The following is a 4046-nucleotide window of genomic DNA, read 5'->3' as shown; positions in this document are numbered from 1 at the left end:
TACTGTTTCTGCCGGGTACGACCCTCCCCCTTCTTCACCCGCTCGACAGTCCAGCCTTTCTTGATCTTATCCAGTATTTCGCCGACCCCGAGGACAACCTCGCCACGGGCAAGTCCGCCCTTGGGGAGATCGCTGTCGTGAAGCGTTTCCTTTCCACGCGGGCTGAACTTCTGCTGACCAAGAGACCTCGGCAGCTCGATGTCCTTGTAAATGTCAGGATCCTTGTACCAGTACATCCCGATGGCATTTTTCTCCACGTCGCCCGTTTCATTGCCTTCTCCCTCGGGCGCCGGCCCGGGTACGTAACGCTTCGTCTTCTGACCGCCGCCCTTACCCTTCGTCGTGCCGGGCTTCTTCTTATTCGTCGCCGGCTTCGCCTTGGTCGGGTTCATTTCGGCGACGATGTCCCACTCGTCGCCGGCGGGCATCGCCGTGAGCACCTTGAACCGGTGTTCCCCGCGGAGTTCCGCGAGTGTGTCGCGCATGCCGTCGTCGTCCAGCGGGTTCTGCTCGGACTCGACGACGACCTTGCCGATCGCGTCCATCGCGGCCTGCCAGCGCTGCTCGTTCTCGGGCCGCGGCGGCGTGCCGTCGGCCGCCGGGTCCTGCTTGCCGGTGGCGGGTTTCCCGCCGGCCGGCTTCCCGCCGGGAGCCTCCACGTGTTTCGGGTCGGCGTCCGTGCCGCCGGGCGGGGCGCCGTCGGACCATTTCCCCTTCTTGTCCGCGTCATCGGACGCCTTCTTCGGGACGTGGTCGTTCATCAGGTCGGTCATGAACTTGTCGGCCGAGAACTCCACCGGCGTGAACGTGATCTCGGGGAACCGGTCCGAGCCGATGACGTAGTCGACGTCCGCCCCGATGCCGAACTCGCCCGGCAGCGGGTACTCGAGCTGGCCGATCGGCCACGTCCACTTCTTGTCCGGTGCCGGTGACCACCACGGGCTGTCCAGCTCGACGAACAGGTCGCCGCCGAGGGCGAGGAACGGCTGCGCGGCCAGCTCCAGGTGGCCGTGCAGGAAGAACTCGCCGCTCTTGCCGGCTACCGGGTCGGCCTTCTCCCGGTAGCCGATGGTCGGGGTCGCCTCCACGTATCCCCGGATTCCGGCGAGCGCGTTGATGCCGACGCCGGCCTTGATGTCGTGGCCGAGCAGTTCCACCCCGGCGCCGCCCTCGGCCCGCAGCCGCAGCCCGGCGAACGCGGAGATGTTCAGCGTGCCCGCCACGCTGAACGCGTTGAGCACGGCGGGATCGGTGGAGTAGCGGCCGAGAACCCTGATGTCCCGCAGCACGCCGGGGCCGAGTTTCGCCATCGCGTCCAGCCCGACGTTCGCGAACACGAACACGTTCCCGACCAGCGGCACGCCGTACAGGGCGCGGGCCTCCAGCGTGAAGACCCGGCGGATGTAGTCCCGCTGGGCGAACAGCTCCACCTGAGCCGGCGGGGCGATCTCGCCGTCCACCGTGACGTGCCCGGCGCCGTCGACGATGACCCGGGCCTTGCCGGTCAGCCAGTCGGAGAACCGGAAGTCCAGCGTCCCCCAGCCCGCCAGCGCCCGCGGCCCCGGCCGCGCCTTCGGTGCCGTCGCAGCCGGCTCCGGCGCCGGCGCCGCGGCGGGCGCGGGGGCCGCGCCGGGACCGGCAGGGCCGGCCGTACCCGCCTCCTGTGCGCTCGCGACCAGCGCGTCCGGGCCGAGCTGCTGGCGGGCGACGTCCCGGGCGGCCGCCGCGTCGGTGACGAGCAGCGTCACCTCGCCGCTGAGCTTCTCCGTGTCGTAGCGGACCTTCCCGGTGATGTCGACGACACCACCGGCGAACACGAACAGCGCGTTGCCGGAGAACCTGGCGAGCCGCACCGGGATCTCGGCCCGGCCCGACAGCACGCCGGCCGGATCCCGGGTGATCTCCGCCTGCACCGAGGCGAGCCCGCCGATCTGCACGTCGGCCGACGCGTCGAACGTGACGGTCTCGTTGGTCAGGCCGAGCGTCCCGCGGCCGCTGAGAAAGCCGCCGAGGGCGAAGGAGACCTCCGGCACGGCCAGGGTCAGCGTGCCGTCCGCGAGCTCGTTCGTCGGGTTCGGCAGCTTCAGCCGGTCCAGCCCCACCCAGCCGAGCGCGCCCGCGTTCTCCTCGATCCAGCTGGTGACCGACGACGGCCGGGGCAGCACCTTCCCACCGACGGCCAGCGAGGCGTAGCCCGTCACCGTGGAGCCGGCGACCGCCACCACGAGCATCGGCTCCACGCCGGCCGACCGGACCGGCAGCAGGAACGGATGGGTCAGCGCGATCGCCTGGGCCTGGTTACCGGCCGTCTCATAGGCGTCCCCGCGGCGCCGCATGGTCAGGACGCCGGCGGCCAGCGAGCCGAACCGGACGTTGACGGGACCGCCCTGCCGTCCCCGCGCCTCGAGGTAGGCGGCCACCGGGGCGGGCGGGGTGAACGTGCCGGTCCCGGCCAGCGACACCTCCTCGGCGGGCATCGCGGCCGGCACCTCGGCCGAGGCTCCGGCCGGCGCCGTGCTGACACCGCCGACGCCGGGGCCACCGGAGCCGGCGGTTCCGGCGGGGCCGGGACCGGGGCCGCCGGAACCGGTGGCCGCGCGGAGCTGGCGCTGAACGGCCTGGTTGCTCCCGCCCGGGACGGCCGGGGCGGGACCGGCCACGGCCGCCGCGGCGTCCGCCCGGGTGGTCACCACCGGCTCACGCTGCCCGGCCTTACCGGCCCAGAGGCTGGCGCCGACCGCCTCGACGGCCGCCCCCGGGCCGGTGGGCGCGGCGTCGACATGCCGCGGCGGTGGCGTCGGGCGCGGCACCGCCGCCGGCTCCGTCACCTGGACCGCGCTAGCCACGGCCGTCACCCGCCGCGGTGGCGCGCCGGACGCTCTCGGCGATGCGCCGCGCGACCGTCGCCGCGATCCACCTGTCGGTGTCCGCCCCGCCGCCGACGTCGCCGTCCACACCGCCGGGCCGGCGCGCCGGGGCCGGCGCGGCGCGGCCCGGCACCGCGCCGTCCGGCGCGCCGGCCAGCGCGCGGACCAGTTCCTCGCTGATCATCTGACGGAGCCGGTCGGCGCGGGCGGCGTCCATGCTGACGCCGGACAGCACGATCCGGCCGATCTCGACGTCGACGGCCGCCGCCGGGCCCGGAGCGCTCATGGCCGGGCCAGCCTGCTCATGGCTGGGCCAGCCTGAGGTAGGGGCCGAACTCGGCCGGGGTCGGCTCGCGGTCGGTCTTGGCGTACTCGCGGATCGCCGCGCGCATCACGTGTTCCATGCCGACCGCGCCGTTCGCGCCCGCGGCCAGGAAGCACGCGTTCACCGCGATGGTCGCGATGTTGCCCCCGGAGATCTCCAGCCTGGCCAGCGCGGGGAGGTCCAGATCGTCGGCGACGGGCACCGAGGGCGGGAACGCCCGCCGCCAGATGTCACGGCGGGCGGCGGCGTCCGGGAACGGGAAGTCGACGAGGAAGCGCAGCCGGCGCAGGAACGCCCGGTCGATCGCGCCGCGCATGTTGGTGGTGAGGATCGCGAGCCCGGTGAAGTCCTCCATCTGTTGCAGGAGGTAGTCGACCTCGATGTTGGCGTACCGGTCGTGGCTGTCACGGATCTCCGACCGGCGCCCGAACAGCGCGTCCGCCTCGTCGAACAGCAGCACCGCGCCCGCCCGGCGCGCCCCGTCGAACACCCGTGCCAGGTTCTTCTCGGTCTCGCCGATGTACTTGCTGACAAGGCCCGCCAGGTCCACCCGGTACAGGTCGAGCCGCAGCTCGGCGGCGATCACCTCGGCGGCGAGTGTCTTGCCGGTACCGCTCGGCCCGCAGAACAGCGCGGTTATGCCACCGCCCCGGGCAAGCCGACGGCCCATGCCCCAGTCGTCGTAGACCCGGGCCCGGTGGGCGACCTGCGCCGCGATGTCGGTGAGCTGGCCGAGCGCGACGGCGGGGAGCACGATGTCCGCCCAGGACGCCCGAGCCGGCAGCTTGCGGGCGAGTCCGTCCAGCGCGCCGCCGGCGTAGGCCCGCGCCTCCTCCCAGACGGCCTCTTCCCAG

General features: G+C 73.1%; 2 protein-coding genes and 1 pseudogene. All 3 read right to left on the bottom strand.

What is annotated here, in order from left to right:
• Positions 1 to 2810 (bottom strand): annotated as a pseudogene (locus AC5LSR_RS09555) (hypothetical protein); the annotation flags it as partial.
• A gap of 28 nt (positions 2811 to 2838) precedes the next feature.
• Complete coding sequence (locus AC5LSR_RS09550) at positions 2839 to 3153, bottom strand: hypothetical protein (RefSeq protein ID WP_493464726.1); 315 nt, start codon at positions 3151 to 3153, stop codon at positions 2839 to 2841.
• A 16-nt stretch (positions 3154 to 3169) separates the two neighbouring features.
• The coding region (locus tag AC5LSR_RS09545) for an ATP-binding protein (protein WP_493468363.1) at positions 3170 to 4046 on the bottom strand (877 nt) is incomplete at its 5' end.

This window comes from Protofrankia sp. CiP1_Cm_nod4 (genome assembly GCF_982290645.1).
Note: the sequence above shows the minus strand (reverse complement) of the source record. Positions and strands in the feature narration are given on the sequence as shown.

Bases quoted from the DNA above. Each gene is read 5' to 3' on its own strand.
- AC5LSR_RS09550 (WP_493464726.1), bottom strand. From the start codon at position 3,153: ATGAGCGCTCCGGGCCCGGCGGCGGCCGTCGACGTCGAGATCGGCCGG.